Source organism: Tunturiibacter empetritectus (genome assembly GCF_014201375.1).
Taxonomy (GTDB): Bacteria; Acidobacteriota; Terriglobia; order Terriglobales; family Acidobacteriaceae; genus Edaphobacter; species Edaphobacter lichenicola_D.
Genome location: NZ_JACHDZ010000010.1, coordinates 36,906 through 52,714, shown reverse-complemented (window position 1 = coordinate 52,714; position 15,809 = coordinate 36,906). Strand labels below are relative to the sequence as shown.

Annotated in this window: 6 protein-coding genes and 1 pseudogene; 2 read left to right on the top strand and 5 right to left on the bottom strand. The window is 56.8% G+C overall.

Translation table 11 applies throughout. The annotated features are described in order from the left end of the window. Positions 1-186 precede the first annotated feature (186 nt). The 3 genes from HDF10_RS20050 to HDF10_RS20040 all read right to left on the bottom strand — a co-directional run bounded on the left by HDF10_RS20050 (position 187) and on the right by HDF10_RS20040 (position 12,517). Positions 187-4,998, bottom strand: a complete 4,812-nt coding sequence (locus tag HDF10_RS20050; RefSeq protein ID WP_183816673.1) for a hypothetical protein — start codon at positions 4,996-4,998, stop codon at positions 187-189. Positions 4,999-5,018: 20 nt separating this feature from the next. Further along, positions 5,019-11,333, bottom strand: a complete 6,315-nt coding sequence (locus HDF10_RS20045; RefSeq protein ID WP_183816670.1) for a hypothetical protein — start codon at positions 11,331-11,333, stop codon at positions 5,019-5,021. 182 nt (positions 11,334-11,515) lie between these two features. Next, complete coding sequence (locus tag HDF10_RS20040) at positions 11,516-12,517, bottom strand: hypothetical protein (protein ID WP_183816668.1); 1,002 nt, start codon at positions 12,515-12,517, stop codon at positions 11,516-11,518. 223 nt (positions 12,518-12,740) lie between these two features. Here HDF10_RS20040 and HDF10_RS20035 point away from each other — a divergent pair, with 223 nt between their 5' ends. Continuing rightward, complete coding sequence (locus HDF10_RS20035) at positions 12,741-13,502, top strand: hypothetical protein (protein ID WP_183816666.1); 762 nt, start codon at positions 12,741-12,743, stop codon at positions 13,500-13,502. A 996-nt stretch (positions 13,503-14,498) separates the two neighbouring features. On the opposite strand, the gene HDF10_RS21515 is transcribed toward HDF10_RS20035, so the two are convergent. Next, positions 14,499-14,921, bottom strand: coding sequence for an ATP dependent DNA ligase (locus tag HDF10_RS21515; RefSeq protein WP_406706849.1), 423 nt, complete (start codon positions 14,919-14,921; stop codon positions 14,499-14,501). Between the two features lie 2 nt (positions 14,922-14,923). After that, positions 14,924-15,436: pseudogene (locus HDF10_RS21510) on the bottom strand (ATP-dependent DNA ligase); the annotation flags it as partial. A 90-nt stretch (positions 15,437-15,526) separates the two neighbouring features. Here HDF10_RS21510 and HDF10_RS20025 point away from each other — a divergent pair. Then, positions 15,527-15,808 carry a hypothetical protein gene (locus HDF10_RS20025; protein WP_183816662.1) on the top strand — a complete coding sequence of 94 codons (282 nt, stop codon included), beginning with the start codon at positions 15,527-15,529 and terminating at the stop codon, positions 15,806-15,808. Position 15,809: the final 1 nt, after the last annotated feature.

Here is a 15,809-nt window from a genome sequence, read left to right as displayed (position 1 = left end):
CGTGGAGCCGTGTGAGGGATGGGCACAAATTGCAAAACGATCTGGAACAGCGAACAGGTCGAGGAACTTGGCCATGAGTTGATCGGGGCCAAAGTGCGGGAACCTGCGGGCGATCTCGCACAGCGACCGGAAAAGCGGCAAGGTGGATGCCGAGAAGCCCACGCCCTAGCTCTGCCATAAATCTCGCTAGGGCAGATCAACCAGTTTCAGATAGCACGTGCGAAAACAGGGGTTCTTATCTGGCCGCGTCGAGTCTTCCATCAACTCGCGCTCTCGCACTTTCAGACGATAGTTCCGCATAGCGGAATTATGGCTCAGTTCGATCTCAATCTTCCAGCCCGAATACTTTTCACCGCATGGACCGTCAATGGCTTTCTCCCAGTTAGGTATAATCGACTTCGCCTTCTCCGGCCGCCACCCCAAATCTTTTCCCTCGTAGAAGAGCCGGCCTTGGATCTCGCACACAATCGGGCTATCCTGCGGATTCTGCTGCTCACCGTCAACAGCGAATGTTCCATACACAATAACGGTATACTTTCGGTTGTTGTGCCGCGTCAGCGAAAGGAATCGATCCGGCATCACCTGGATAAAGTCCGCTATGAGCGGATTCGAGCAGCGCAGGTCACGCTTGATCTTTCGTTTTCCATTGATGTCTGGTTTATCAAGAACAAGACCGTCCGGCTGATATCGCACCAATGAGAACTGCACATACGGCAGATGCACTAGATCTGTGTCCACGCGAATGTCGCTATACCAGATCCGATGTTCGGATGAGAACAGCATCGGATACTGAATTACGATCGCCTTTTCTCCCGATGGAAAAGTGCAGACGTCCACCTCTCTCTTGTTCGCGAGATCCGTCTTGAAGTTCTCCAACGTCATCTCGCGTGCAGTCACATCCTTTTGCGACGGTGGAATTTTTGTCGGGTCGATCGTCGGGTCTGCTCCCCACATAGATACCGTCGTCGCGTTAGTAACTGGATCTTTCACCACAACACCAATGCACTCCTTATTCCCCGAACTCAGCATCGGGCGTTCAAAGTAGACGCGCAGAACGACGACCCTCGCGGTCTTCCAAGTCCGCATCCTGGCGTCGTAGGTCGAATCCGTGATGAACGCCGGAAGCGTGTATCGAATCTTCAACAGATCGGGAGGCTCAGAGTTCGCAACTACTACCTTTGTCGGCTGCAAACTTTTGCACCGGAAGTCTTCATCGTTTCCTTTCGTCGGATAATAGTCTCGAAATCGCGTCGTAGCGACGGGTGTGTACAGCACCTCCTGCGCCCGCTTGCTTCGGAATGCATGTTGGGTTCCACTCGCAATATCACGTCCATAGGTGTCCGCTTTTATCAATTCATCTTCCGACTGTGGAGGATTCGGCGGGGTGTAAAACGCCTCGACAATGTGCGGCTCTTCATCCGGATGAATCGGGGCAATACACTCGAAAGCCTGTTCCGAGTGGTGTACCACATATGGCTCTGGCTTTCCCGGATCGTCCACAATCTCCATCCATTGCGCCTCGAATGCAACCTTCGCACTCGTCCGCCAATGCGCCTTCAAGTTGCCGCTCACATCTGCGGTCGCCTGCCCGTCCAGGCGGTAGACTACCAGCGTAACCGTCTCCGGCGGCGCCAGCGGTTGCCTCACCGAATGCACCAGCGTGATTACTTGCGTCGGAAACGCACTCTGAATCGACCCATCCACGAGGCGCGGCGAAAGCCCGTTCAAAATGTCCTTCGGCTGCACCATCAGTCCAAAGTCAATTCCCGCATTTCCGGTCAGCGACGAAAGCCAAAGAGACTCCTCTACCTTTGGTTCCGGCCGCATCTTTGCAATCGCCTGCTGAAAGGCGGGATCCACCTGCTTTGAATCCAGTGCGCCAGCGCAGTTCACCTGCAGCATCACCACGTGCCCCTTCGGCAGTGTCACCTCCAACAGCGGTATCAGCGGGGACTGCCCCGGCAAATCCTCATCTTCCTTCGTCCAAGCCGTCCGGAATCGAAGCCTCGATCCAGTGCTCAACCGCACCCGAACCGGATAAACATTCGGCCAAGCCGTTTCCGTAGCAAATGGAAACCAGTGTGTCTGCTCCGGCACCTTCACCACCAGCGATGCGTTCTCCGTCTGGTGAAACGGCACGATGCGCGCCAGCTTCGCCGCCGGATCCGGCAGATAGGGATTGCTCGGCGCAGCGCGGTCTCCCGGATATTGCGAGAGAAAGATCGGATCGCCATCCTGTTTCTCATCCACCGTGTCCATCGTTGAGAGATACCCCTCGCGCACCGCTTCGTAAACCGACAGGAACGACCCGTCATCCTTCAGTCGCTGTCGCTCAAACGCCGTCCGCTTCCACTCATACTGCTTTGCAAACCCGTGCAGTTCTCCCAACCGCAGGCTCTCGCGTGGCGCAGCCAGCACACGAGATCCGCTTCCGCGTCCATCGCGAATCACCATGCGCTGCAGTTGCTCTCCGGGCGCTCGATTCCGGTCAATCCACCTCTCCAACACAATCTTTGGAGCGTCAATCGGATCGCTGCGTCGGAAGTCCACCGCCATCAGTGGACTTGCGTCATCGGTCGCCATCCAGCTCGGATCGCTGTTTCCTGCCAAATCCACCACGCGGCAGCGGAACTTATACGAGTGCGCGTACATTAGCGGCACCGTCCACGGCTGGCTCTTGCTCTTCGGCTCATACTTCGGAAACACTCCTATCCGCATCTGCTTGTCGGTCGGCTTTTTATTTGGAAACGATGCCTCGTTCACCTCGCCGAACTCCGGCGCCTCCAGCGCCAGCGGCGACCCCACCCAGTTGAATAGCGAGGGCGACACCTTTGTCAGCTGCCCGTCGTTCGACGTCTGAGTTTCGATCGAAGTGCCCGCCAGAGTCACAAAGCCTTCGTCCGCCACCATCTCAGGCACGACATTCGGATTCGGACGCCACTTATGCGTCGGCCCTGCAGTTCCCAATTTGCGCACGGTATAGGTTCCATCCCGCTCGCACAGCGCGTACCACTTCTCGTTGCCGGTCCGGTCCTTGTAGGACACATCCACTCTGTGTCCCAGCACCAGGTCTTCGGCGAAGTAACGCATCGTGCCAGCCTGAATCTGCTTCTCCGTCACCTCCGTTACAGTTGCCCGCACATCAGCAGCCTGATTGTTGTACAACAGAGACACCTGCGCCGTCTGCGCTGCTGCCGGCGCCTGCAGTGAACTCTGTTTCAGCGTCGGCGGACTCATTACCAACCTGCTGCCCACCGTCTTCGGATCTACTGGCAGCGGATCCATCTCGCTCGCCGCGCCCTTGTACTCCTCCGCGCGCTGGGCGTTGTTCACGTTGTGCAACGCCTTCTGCGTGGCAAGATCACTCTCTTCCGTCACCAGCGCATACGCCGCCGCGTTGTTCAGCTTCGCGTTCAAGTTCAACAACCTTCCTGTAATTCCCACGCCGCGCGGCTTGGTATAAAATCTTCGAGCACTCGTGGTCTTATCCACCACAAATGCCGTCGTCGACGGTGTCACCGTTAAGTCCGCTGGCGCCACGCGGGGAATCGTCGCGCTCGCGGAGATCTCACCATCCGTTACACCGCTTGCTAGCTTGAACGTCAGATCGAAGATCAATCCTAGCGGACGCAGCAGCGCCGGATAACTCTGCAACAGATGAAGCACCTGCGCAAAGTCCGGCACATCCAGAGGATCCCCATCGCCTTGCGCCCTCGTCGAGCGATGCATCGGCAACATCGGAGCCCAGTGGAACAGAACGAAGTTCAAATATGCCTGAAGCACTTCGTCATCCTGCTCCAAGGAGGCGCTCCGATGCACGGGGACTTCGTTCTCCAGAAACCCAAGCAGCTCATCCACGTACTCCAGCGTTTTATCGGTCACTGTAGGCGGAAATGGTGCACTCGCAAAGTATTTGCGAGATATCTTCATCAGGTTTCGCTGTGCGTCAGCCGAGATCGTCCCGCTCGAATGCTCTTTCACTCCCCCTTCCAAAAAGCGATATCTCCTCAGTATCATCGCCGTCATTCCATCTGGCTGACACTTACCGTCTGCGACATTTTTCTTCAGTTTGTCCTCTGCGTCAGCAATCAGCTTCGCCGACCTCTGCGCCGCGCGTAGGCCATCGAAGTCGCTCAGCGCCTCGCTCATCTCATCCACTAGGTAGACGGTCACATCGTTAGGATCGGAATCGCGCTTGTCATGATTCAAGCGAACGTGATGGCGTAACAGCAAAACCTTCTCAAATCCCTTCGGTCCGTCATCTGCGGGAAGGCGTCTCAGAAAGGGCTCAAGGCCATGCCACACTGCGTCACCAAACGCACCCGTCGTCTTCTTGAGGGCTTCATGCCACCATTCGAAGGCCGCCTCTAACTTCGTCGACCACACCCGTTCGTAAAAGGTACGAGCCCTTTCTGGCATGCCCAGCACCGGGTGTACGCTCGAAGAAACCGGAAGCACTTCCACATAGTTTCTCAGAGCCATATTCGACTGCATCATCAGTGACTTCAGCAGCTTCTCCGTATCCGCTTTAAGAGTTCCAGGGTCCGTAAGCTTTAGCTTGGTCTCTTCTACCTGCACATCCAGCGCAAGGGCAACCGCGTGTAGCATCCGCGCCCGCATATTGCGCTGGTGTAATAGCCCGGCGTCGTGCGATACGAATTGCATGGCTCGCATCTTCGCTGCTGTCTCGTTTCCGCCTGTCGCGCGCTTATCGCCATCAACGCCAAAGATCGCCTTCCACATCGCGGTTTCGATCTCCGCATTCACGGAAAACGTGGTCTCCAACATCGCGTCCACCGACGCCTGCCCCTTCACAGCAACCTGCCACTTCAGTTTATCCACCTTGCGTGGCCACTCGGCAAAGATCGAGGACTCGAATGCTTCGTTTTCTCCAAGCTCAGGAACCAAAACGACGCTGACGCGCGCTGTCTGGTCCGTCGCGTCCTTCGCCGCGTTTACAAATCCGTTCGGGATCGTCGTTACATAAAGTCTTGCCAAGTTAATTCCTCCGTCCCGTGTTAATCCACGAATTGCGCGATGTAGCGATCCCACTCTTGTTTTTCGGGGAAGAGCGGCGCCGCATTTCGCGCCGGTTGCTGCGCCTCGTCCTGCGACTCCTCTGGATGAGGATTCGTTTCGATCCGGGAAGGGTTGTGCATCTTCGGACTAAGGTTTCGTTGTGCCGACCCGCCCCCATTGCCCGCAAACTTCTGCCGCGTCGTAAAGTTGAAAGCCTTGCTAAAGAATGCAATCTTGATGTGGATCGACACATTAGCTTCGCCATACACCGATCCGCCCTTAGACTCGTAACACACGCTCACATACACATCTAGGGTCAACGTGATGAATCCGAAGATGTCCATGTATCCGTGCGCATGCACAAAGCCGCACACCTTGGAATCGTTCTTCGCAATCGAGAAGTAAATTCCTGCAACGATGAAGCCTCTACCGCTAATCGGCCCGACGCTCATCGCTCCAACTAGCCCGAACTCGAGCGCACCCTCCAGCAGTTCCACGCCATCAAGCCCAAGCTGAAGCCCGAGGAATCCGCCTCCGCCATAAATTCCAGAGCTAAGCAGGAATGGCTCCTGCTGGCTCGATATTTGGAAGATGCACCGCATCGGATCGCCGTTGAACGGCAGTGCCGCGGCCACCTCAAAGCGCAGTCCGGAAAGAATAAAACACCCCACAGGCTGCGTCTCTACCGCAAACCGGTAACCCGCGCGGACTCCGCCATCAATCAGCTCAATGAAGGGTCCGGACTTCGGATTCAACAGCGCCGCCAGTTCCTTCACAAAGCCCATGTCCTCGCCGAATTTCACCGAATCCAGCAGCAGACGAACGTCTGGCTTCGCTCCGTCCTTCGCCTTGAACGTCAAGCTGTCCACGTTCAGAATCACAAAGCTCGGGCTTCCGATCAGGTTGATCGAAAAATCCTTCAGCGTAGCCTCAATCTCAAAGCTCGTGCTTAATGGGGGAGCCGAGCTTCCAATCGAAGCCAGAGCCAGCTTCAGCACGGCCTGCGCCGTGATAGTCATGTCCGCGCCGTCCCGCAGCAGAAATACCGGCTCGAAGGCCCGCAGATCCGGATGCCAATCGAACGATACTTTGTACGTTGTCGGAAATGGTGGATTCGCGAGCAACTCGTTCAGCTTCGCGCGCCCAGCAGCAATCAGCACGGGCGCCGCATTTGAGATCGATCCAATCTGCTTGCGTACGGTGTCATACAGCGCGATCACCGCAGCTACCAGTTCCCGCATCGCATGCAACGTCTCCGCCAGCGTCTTCTGAGTGTCCACATCGGCAAAGCCGGTGGTCACATTCTGCATCGCCTGGCCAAACATCTGGATCACGGATTTCCGCGCAAACTCAAGCCCTTCGTTATTCGCAATCGGCGTGTTGACTTTCGCGATAAGAGACGCCCAGGGCGCTGCGATCTGCTTCACCGGAGCTTTCAGCTTGTCGCTCAGCGTGCTGTCAATCGCCGGCACCTTTGCCAGCGCATTCAGAAACGCATTCGCGTCTTTGCCCAAGTCCGGGCTATACGCCAGGAACTCCAGCGGCGCGTTCATCACCGACACGAAGTCGACCGCGTTCGCATACACCTGCACCTGGATCGCAAGGTTTGTCTGCGCGCTCTGCCACATTCCCTGCAGTTGAGTGCGCGCCGTAATCAGATCCGCATACTTGCCGGCAACAAACACCTGCACCTCGGGCTGCGCTAGCACAGCCTTCACCGCGGCATCAAATGCCTCAGACAGTGGATCGTTCGCATTCGCCAGCGAGCGCGCCACACTAGCAGCCGTGCTCAGCGCATCCACCGCCTTTAGCAGATCCTTAGAATCGCCCAGCGACAGGTACCGGTTCGCAACACCCTGAATGTCGGCCATCGCCGCAAGGATGTCGCGCTGCGCCTCCATCAGCGTCACCACCATCTGCAGCCTGCTTCGCGGATCCGCCGGCGCCGAAGGCCACTGCCGTCCAGCATTCACCAGCACCATTACCGACTTCCGGAGCCGCCGTGTCGCCTGCAGCAAATTGCGCGCATCCTCCTCCGCCGTACCAGAGCAAAGCAGCTCCGCCGCCTTCTCCACCGCATCCACGCCGGCCGCATCCACCACACGGATCCACACCTGCACAAATGCGCTCTGCAGCTTGTCCATAATCTTCGGCATTGTCGGCACGCTTACTGCGAGCTGCGTGCCCGTCAGTCGCATCGTGATCTGGTCCACATCCGACAGCGCCGCGTTGATGCGTTCCAGGTTCCGCGGAATCTGATCGACACTCGTCGCGCTATCCACCAACGCGCCAACCTGAGCTTTCAAATCCGTCGCCACCGGCATCAGGTCCAACAACGCCACAAACTCCGGCGCAAGCTGTCGCAGCGTGCGCTGCACGTTCTGCGCAGGTTGACTTTCTGACACCTGGATCGCAACATTGATCACCGCATCCGCCAGGTTGTCTTTCAGCAGCTTCAGCGCGTCTCCCAGCGGCAACACGCTCTTTATCTGCTCCAGTAGAGCTGCGCGCACAGCATCGAACTGTTGACTTGCGGCCGCCAGCAATGCGTTCAGCGGCAGAGTGCGCTCCACAAACTCGCGGATCCACTCCTGCCCGATCTGGTCCGGCTTTGAGAGCAACCTTCCCAGCGCGTTGCTGTACGCCAAAATCGCTGTCGCAAGTCGCGTACCCTCCGCAATCCCCGGCGCAGTCGCTGAGTTCACAGCATTCCGTACCGGAATCGCCGCCACCGCCACAGCGTCGGCCTCATTAGAAAGCAGCGTTGCAATCGGCAGCACATGGCTGTCTGCCTGGAACGCGGTAATCACGTCCGCAAGCCGCAGCTCCGCCGCACCAACCTCGTACGCCGCCTCCTCGAGCATCTTCGGCGCCTTCTCCAGGTTCGACGCCACGTCCGGCGCAATCGCGGCAATCACCGAGCTTAGCTTGATGCCGCCCAGAATCTTTGCCGACTCCAACCCTCCGAAAAACTCAACCGGGTCGAACCGTCCCGCGCCAAACTGCTCAATCGTTCCGCCCTGCCCTCCTATCGCAGGCCGTCTGCCCTGCCTTCCTATCGCAGGCCGTCCGCCCACCGGTCCGGCCTTGCGGCTGAAGCCCGCCAGCAGCACATCCGGAGACACAAGCCCGCCCGATTGATCCACTCTGCCTTGTCTGCCAAACGACAGCTCCGTACTACTGATCGCCTGCACGAACACCTCGCCCGGGTTCCCCTTCGGGTCGAAGCCGCTGTCCAGATACATCGCCGGAATTTGAACTCTCGTTGCATCGACCGGCGCAGAGATGCGATCTACTGAAGACGACCGCACCTCAGCCCAGTCGATGTACGGATAAAAGTACGGCAGGTTCTCGCGATACAACTCGTGCGGAGCCTCGTTGCTTAACTGCGCCTGAAAGAACACCCGCTGCACCAGCAGGTCGGTATCGCCCCCAACCAGCGGCGGAGCAAACGCCAGCCGCGCGCCTCCAAATTCAACCACGTCGCGAGTATCAATTCCTGGGCCGCCAGCGTTGTAGAAATCCACTGCCGTCTTCGCAGACACGGATGCGCCGCCCGCTGGCGAAGTCTGCGCCACATCCACACCCACAAACGCCATCGGCATCCCCAGCGTCACGCTGCCGCTCGCGACATCATGCAGCGACACAGGGAACTGGACAAGCTTGCCCATCACCATCGGCCAGAACAGCGACCAAGTCTGTTTCGTCCCCGCGTGGCCAGGTTGGTCAATGCTCTCTGCATCGTTCAGTGGAAGCGTGGTGAAGCTGTTCGCCAGCACGGTCCACGACATCTCCCTACCTGCATACGGCACGCCAAACCTACCCGGCGCAATCTCCTGCTTGGCCACCTTCACGTAGTAGCGCTGGTGCTCCGCAGCCGTCACGCGATTGCTGCCCGGTGGCTTGGCCCAGTTGTCGGCCTCGCGCTTGGTCTCTTTGATCAGCGTCGCTCGCAGCCCAAACGGCATCAGGAATCCCGCATACGACACCACATCCGCCGATGGGTGCCCTAGCGACGATGTGTGATCCCACTCCTCGATTGTCAGCGCATGGTTCTCATCAATCTTGAGTGGATCCCAGATGCCCTTACCCTTCAGGTATCCGCCCATCGAGGTCATCAGCATGTGCTCTGCCTCAAACGGACGCGGCGTATCGAAGTTGTCGATCGATCCGCTCTTGCAATACGTCGCCCTCCGCGGCATCCTCCAGTTCGAGGTCAGGTGCACAATCTGGTTGCGGTCGCTTGGGCTCAACGCCATCCGCACAGGCGGATCAGGAAAAGGCGGCCACGCCTGCGTTGCGTCAGCACGGCACGTCGGATTGTCCACGGGCCGATAATCATCGCTCCAGATTGCCCGAAGCGGAATCGTCGGCGGATGTTTCGCATCCGTGCCTGCGCTCCCCGCATCTCCCTCCGGATAGAAGCGCATGCTCCATAACTCAACCGGTTTAGTCGGATCCTGCTTCGGCAGCATTGCCCTGCTGCTCCACTTTGCTTTTTCATGCGGCGACAGGATCAGTTTCCACGGCATCTCGATCTGCGTCACATTGTCCGGCTGCGCGATTTTGGGGCGGTTCTTCTCCGCATCCGTCTTCGCCACATCGGCCACCTGCAGCTCCCACGCCGTCCACGTCATCATTGAGGCGGCTGTAAACGGAATGTGATCCATCCCATCCGGAATCCGGTAAACGAACTTCGTCTCCTTAGCCGCAAACTTCTCAGCCGGCCAACGCTCTGTCTCGTCGTCGATGCGCCCGAGGTCCTTATCGACTTCCTTCTGCGCTGCCTTTGGATCGGTGGGCTTACCAGGAAGCTGGTCCATCTCCTGCGCTCCCACCGACGGCTTGGGATTCTCCGGACTGCTGCGGAAGAATGCTTCCTCGGCAAAGTCCTGTCCCGGCAAAATGACGGTGATGAAAGCGTCCTTGCCTTTGCCCACTCCCTTATTGACGCGGCACAGCTTTGGCGAAGGCCACGTCCGCAGCTCCAGGTTTTGGAACGTTAGCCTCATAATCGCCATGTCATCCGGCCGCTCCAGCGGAAGCGAAAAGTACTCCAGCGGAATCGCCGTATGAAAAAGCCCGAATAGCCTCTCTAGCGGTGCAAACCATCCCGCCGGATGCCAAAAGGAGTGGGGTCGCTTCTCCGCATGGAAGGTCAGGCAGCCATCCTCCACCGGCACAGACACAGACATCGGAGCCGCACCCACAGCCGCCTCATCCGTATCCAGGTTCCACTCAAGCTGAGGCTGCCCCGGGACCGATGCGATCAAGTAGCTCGCCTCTCTGCCATGCGCCCACTCCTCATGCGAACCCTCATCCGAGACCACAATGCGTTCCGTATCGGCGCGGGCCATGGTCATCGCCATTCGCAGATTCGTCAGCGGTAGTGTAAAACGCTCCCCTGAACTAGTGATGAGTTCGTTTGCCGGCCGCAACGTAGCCACGGTCACTCTCGCCGGATGCGCCCGCAGCAGCGCTCCATGAATTGAGCCCTGCTCCGTTCGCACGCTTTCTACATGCAACTCGTCGAATATCTCGTCCTCATGGTCCAGGCTCGCCCCGGCCGGTGATCCACCATCCAGTCGTACGCGCCACCGAGCATCGCCGCGATGAAACACCCACCGCGTCGCATCATTGCCCTTCTGCTCCTCTAGTAGTTCGCAAGCATGCAGCAGACTCACGCTGCATCGCTCGCTCCGCATCGTATCCAGGCCCGCCAAGGAGACGTCCATCACGCCTTCCAAATCCAGTCCCCAGTCTGCATCCAGACGCGCACGCGCAGGGCGCCCCTGGAACACCACCTGCCACGCTCGCCCAGGTGCTAGCGATCGCGCGTCCCACCTGCCCTGCAGCGGCGATATTCGCAGGAGCCACGCTTTAGCGTCTCCCACGACGGTCAAGCCGTTCGCCATACGCATCTCGGCGTCCGGCATGCGTCCTCGCCCAATCGCAAGGTCGAAGTCCGCCGTAATCCCGCTTCCCGGCAGTTCTCCGTCGCGCAGCGACACCACCGTCGCATCCGCGCCACGATGTACAAACAGCCGCGCCCGCTCGCCAAACTCGTCACCCGCAACACTCCAACGAGCGACGTTGTTCAGCAGCAGATGCACCTCGTTCTCGCGATGCACCACCTCCACCTGCTCGCGTCGGGGCAGCGCAAACGCCAGCGAGCCCGAAGCCGACATGCCCAGAAAGCTTCGCCGCGAAATCCGCGTAGCTGACGCGCTCTCTCCCTGCTCTGCCGACTTACGCGGCAAAGTCTGCGAAAGTGAACGAAGGTACGACCGGTTGATCCGAGGCGGCAGAGACACGAGAGACTCCGGTAAAATCGAACAGGATTGCAGAACGCACTTCTTGACTGCAGACACTGCGGTGCTGCCCAACTACAGGGAGAGAGTCTGGCCCGGTGAGTGCATAAAAATTCGCCCCAATGTGGCTCGACCACGTGTGCCTTGCCTACGTCGGAACGTTCGCCACTCTGGAAATGCGCTGCTCACGAAACACGGGTTAGCTCGAGCTTTTCATCTCTTGTCAGAACCTCTCCATCAATAATCAGTTCGACCTGCTTCGTGCCGACCGGTACTTCAACTGTCGAAAGAGTCAACCCGGTTGGTGATCCTGCCAGAACCTCCAGCATTACTTCCAGACGTGCCACTAGCTTCCCTTCGACGTAGTAAGACGCACTACCCCGGAACTCGAAGCTCTTTTGAGAAGAAAAACTAAAAGCTATGGGAGGTGTTGTCGGACTGCCAGGAGGAATTAAAATCAAATGGCTCCACGTCACCCGCTTGAGCGATTCTTCATCTAATGAAGTAGTAAAGTCAGTGTTGCCCTCTAGCGAGATTCGCAATAATTGGCTTCCGAGAAGTTTTGCGTGCTGGATGAACACGGCTTTTCGGCCTTCGTTTCCTGCCCCACCCCGGTTCCAAACGTTGTACCAGTAGTCCGCTTCACGCGTGAATGTGCTATCAGGCGCGGGCAGCGCGTCTGCAGACTTCTTTAGAATGAGTCGGGCTAGATAGCTGCCGAATATGTCCACCTGCTCGAGCCAGTTTTTAATGAGGCTTCCGGCAGGGAAATCGTGCGTATTCGTAAGTGCAGCCGCAGCGGCCGTCAGTGTTGGTACATCGCTGTCCACAGTGGCAGCCATTTCGGACTTCAGTGCGGCACCCAACGCCGAAGAGGTAAAACCATTCTTTGCGGTGGCGCACTCAATCTGAAAGAAGCTGCGGGCAGGACCATCCGCTCCTTGCACTCGCGTACGCAACAGTGCACCTTCGTGCCATGCGATCAACAGCAACATACGTTTCGCACGCTTGAGAACTTCGGGATCCGCATCCATGCGACCCACAACGACCGCCAGGAGCGCATCCATTGTTGCCACACGTTGCGCATCTGTGGCGTTTGTATCGACATTTGCGTAGGGCAGAAGAGCTTCCAAGTTCTTTGAGTTACGGACAGAAGATTCAACTTTAGGGTTCAGGAGTTCTGACACTTCTAGCCTCTTCCTTTGTAAATGATCTCAGCTGATCGAGTGGGAGAGAGCAAGCATTCAAGTCAATCAATCTGCCGGTGGAATCTACTAGGTTTGTATTTGGAGATCATACATACCATGCGTCCGATGGCAGAGCAACATAAATCGCCTATGTCCAGATAAAAATGTCGTTTTGACAAGCTCGGCGTACTTTATGCTTGTGAACCGTTCAACTGGAGGAACTATGACGTCTATGCTGGACAACCCAAATCTCTCAAATCTCAGTGTGATTTTGGGAGTAGCCGAAAAAGCGGCGATCGCCGATTATCGCTGGCGAGAGCGCGGCCGCTCTCCCATCGGTTATGTCAAGGGTATGGCGCTCGTTTATGCGCGAGTCCATTGCAAATTCAAACGAGGAGAAAAGGGGGCTGTTGCAATGGCAAGAGCTGAGTCCACCGAAAACGCAACGGATGCATTGACGTGGTACCGAGACCTATTCAATGAAGCAGAAATGAGCAATGCATCCAGCGGCATAGGTACTCTCCGACATTTATTCGTCCTCCTCATAGGATTAGGCATGCGCGAGAGCGCAGGGAAGTATTGCGCAGGTCGGGACGACAATGCTCGGCGGAAGAACCCTGATACCGTAGAGGCCGGCCTATTTCAGGCCAGCTATGATCTACGAACAGCGAGCCCCCTTCTTACTTCGTTGTTGGAGCGATATAACGGCTCGACCGATTTCCTAGATGTCTTCAAGGAGGGAGTTCGTTGCGCTGACGTAGATCACATTAACTATGGCCAGGGCGAAGCATACAATTTTCAAAAGCTCTCCAAGTCGTGTCCGGCCTTTGCTGCTGAGTTCGCCGCCATAGGATTACGTCATAAACGGAAGCACTGGGGACCAATAAGTAATAGGCGTGCGGAGATACGCCATGAATGCGACAGTATGCTTCGCGCTGTGGAACGAGTTGTTGATGATGGGGATTTATGTAGTTTCTTAATCTGAACAATCGCACGGCTGCGGCTAGATGACGTAGTATGCCCTCAAGGGCAGACACTGCTCCGGAGTAGTGTCAGTCCAACCGCGTCTCGTACCTATTATCAGAGGAGACGATGATGGATCAATCACGTGCGGTCGCCGAAATTGTTACGACTTTAAAGACAAGTCCACCTGTGTTGACTCATGCACAGAACATCGCGACTGCGATTGTGAGTGGGCCGAAGAATCATTGCGCTGCGACACTTAGTGCACTGCTGGTATTCACCGGGATCTATCCAAAGGGGGCCTTTGATGGCTCCGGAGACCTACAGGCATGGGTTCCTTCACTCGCGTACGACCTAGAGAAACGGCGCAACTGGAGTCGGATCATGCTCAATACGGAGATCATAGCTGGTGATGTAGGAGTGGTTCTTGCGGGTAAGATTCATCATATCTACCTCATTGTTGACGCTACCGATCAACTCTCGCCCTTGATTGCGGATAATCAGGAGCCTAGGTTGCATCCGCGAGCTGTTGCGGGAAACGTCGCTAAGAAATGGTCACCGACGAGCTACTTCTTGCGAGCACCGTCCGGCGACTGAATTGATAGTTGAACGCGCTCAGCTCCATCAGGCCCAAAAAAGGAAGAGCTTGTGTTAGCCGCCGGGGTCTTATGCGGATTGCCAAGCGGGTGACCTCCTCCGGCGGTATATACCGAGCCCCCAGATATCTCATTAGTGCGTTATTCTATTGATCCCGGAAGCTCGAATTTCCGGAGATCGACGCTCGTATTTTTCTGAAAGTCTGACTGAGCCGATACCGTCAAAAAGAAGTCACAAGATCTCGGGTCAATGGATACAGATTAGGTTGAGGATCGGTTTGGTCCTGATAAATCGGCATGTGGGAGGGTTTCTGCGAATATCCCCTTGTTCCGGACGAATCACGGGCAATCCAGAAGCAATTTGTAGGAATACCTTGAAATATCGGGCTTTCGGTAACAAATTGCTATTTCAAACTGACCCACTACCAAACGTCTACCCCAGTTTCCCTGACGACCTTTTTAGGGTCTTTGTCATCGCGAAGCGCAACGAACTTGGTGTGTCTCAAATGGTCGGCACCAGTCCACTCCAGAAATGCTATTTGAGCCACGGCTTCGGGCCTCAGCCAGACGAACTCCTTCATCTTCTCAGCGGTAAGACCGGCTCCCCACCGGCCATCCGAGAGTTCCGGAAGATTTGCGAAGGGGCACTTCGCCGCTTTGAGGTGCTTAATCTTCTCGAAAACCGCCCGCCGTGTCGCCGGCACAAGACCCGCACGAATGCGCGCGGCGTAGATGACTCCCTGCCCCGGTAAAAGCCCACAATTAAAGCGTCGAATCCATGTGTCCCAGGCGTGTATCCACCAATAACGAATTCCTGCCCGAGATTGATACGGTGCTTGGTCCATAGTCCAGTGCGAAGTCCAGGCTGATAGACGCTATCGCTGCGCTTGGCGACCACACCCTCAAGACCGTGGGTCTTTATGAACTCGAGCATCTCCGTTGCCGTCCGATCCGAGACCTCTGACGGGGCGACATGATCGCTTGGCTTCAGCACCGTCCGTAGTAGTGCGCGGCGTTCAGAAAGTGATACCTGGGTTAGGTCGCGACCTTTGTGCATCAACACATCGAAGGCGTAGTAGGTTATGTGCGACTCCGCCGAACGAAAGTTTTGCAGAAGATTGAAGTTTGGCTTTCCGTCAGGCCCCAGGGCCACCAACTCACCATCGAGCACAGTGTCGTCGGGAAGGTAGTCGAGCGCTTTGGCGATGTATTGGAACTTACGATTCAGCACGTTCCGTCTACGGGAGTAAAGCGTCGTCTCCCCGCCAGTGCGCACAACCTCGAGTCTGTAGCCGTCGAGCTTGATCTCATACGTCCACTCCGGACCCTCTGGGATCTTTGTAACGGGCAGGCACTCCATTGACTCGATAAATGTCGCTGTCTGAAGCGGTGATACGCTTTTCCTGGCCATAGTGTTTCGATGCACTTATTCCGGTGATACGCTTCTGGGATGGCGGAACCCTATAAACTGACGGCCATCCCGTTCCTTTTACTCGAAGGCGAGGACAAAGGACATCTGGAGACGGTCACCTTTATCGCCACTTCCGAACGCGAGACGCAAAAGTGGTGGTCTGTGAACGTGGGTAGCTATGAAGCCGACTTCAGTGAGCTTGTCCATTCATCGGCCGCCAAGGAGATCGTAAACCGCCTTCGCTCTGAAGAGACTGTCGAGTTTCCCGGTCGCTATGAATTAGGCCAGCTAAAGGGTTTCGGCGGTAGCTGGGGAGATTAGA